2 protein-coding genes are annotated in these 1,277 nt (G+C 66.7%); both read left to right on the forward strand.

Annotation, left to right across the window (positions count from 1 at the left end; translation table 11 throughout):
- A partial coding sequence (locus ACH45E_RS45745) for a DUF3459 domain-containing protein (protein WP_361458357.1) occupies positions 1-434 on the forward strand: 434 nt, incomplete at its 5' end.
- Positions 431-1,277: alpha-amylase family glycosyl hydrolase (locus ACH45E_RS45750; RefSeq protein WP_361458360.1), on the forward strand; the 847-nt coding region annotated here is incomplete at its 3' end. The genes ACH45E_RS45745 and ACH45E_RS45750, both read left to right, overlap by 4 nt.

Below are 1,277 nucleotides of genomic sequence, written 5' to 3' on the forward strand. Positions count from 1 at the left end.
AGAAGTACCAGCTCAAACCCCGCGACTGGGCCACCGCCACACGCGAGGGCACCACCATCGCCCCCCTCATCACCCGCCTCAACACCATCCGGCGCCGGCATCCGGCGCTGCGGCGCCTCAGGAACCTGCGTTTCCACCCGACCGACAACGACGCCGTCATCGCGTACAGCAAACGCTCGGGCTCCGACACGGTCGTGGTGGTCGTCAACCTCGACCCGCACCACACCCAGGAGGCGACGGTCTCGTTGGACATGCCGCAACTCGGCCTGGACCAGCACGCAACCGTGTCCGTGCACGACGAACTGACGGGTGAGACCTACCACTGGGGCAGGACCAACTACGTGCGCCTCGAACCCGGCCGGGCACCGGCGCATGTACTCCATGTCAGGCGACCGTCCGCCTCGCCTCAGATCGGAGGGCCCAGCGCGTCATGACAGTCAACAGCCCCGTTCCGGACACCTTCGAGGACACTCCCGCCAAGGACCGGGACCCGGAGTGGTTCAAACGCGCCGTCTTCTACGAGGTCCTCGTCCGCTCCTTCCAGGACAGCGACGGCGACGGTGTCGGCGACCTCAAGGGCCTGACCGCCAAACTCGACTATCTGCAGTGGCTGGGCGTGGACTGCCTGTGGCTGCCGCCGTTCTTCAAGTCACCGCTCAGGGACGGCGGCTACGACGTCTCGGACTACGCCGCCGTCCTGCCCGAGTTCGGTGACCTCGCCGACTTCGTGGAGTTCGTCGACGCCTCCCACCAGCGCGGCATGCGCGTGATCATCGACTTCGTGATGAACCACACCAGCGACCAGCACCCGTGGTTCCAGGAGTCCCGCAAGAACCCCGACGGGCCGTACGGGGACTACTACATGTGGGCCGACGACGACAAGCAGTACCAGGACGCGCGGATCATCTTCGTCGACACCGAGACCTCCAACTGGACCCATGACCCGGTCCGCGGCCAGTACTACTTCCACCGCTTCTTCTCCCACCAGCCGGACCTCAACTACGAGAACCCGGCCGTGCAGGAGGAGATCCTCGCCGCCCTCCGCTTCTGGCTGGACCTGGGCATCGACGGGTTCCGGCTGGACGCCGTGCCCTATCTGTACGCGTCCGAGGGGACGAACTGCGAGAACCTGCCCGCCACGCACGAGTTCCTCCAGCGCGTCCGCCGCGAGATCGACGCGATGTACCCGGACACGGTGCTGCTGGCGGAGGCCAACCAGTGGCCGGAGGACGTCGTCGACTACTTCGGCGACTACCGGTCCGGCGGCGACGAATGCC

The sequence above is a fragment of the Streptomyces sp. NPDC020299 genome (genome assembly GCF_044387825.1).
Lineage (GTDB): Bacteria > Actinomycetota > Actinomycetes > Streptomycetales > Streptomycetaceae > Streptomyces.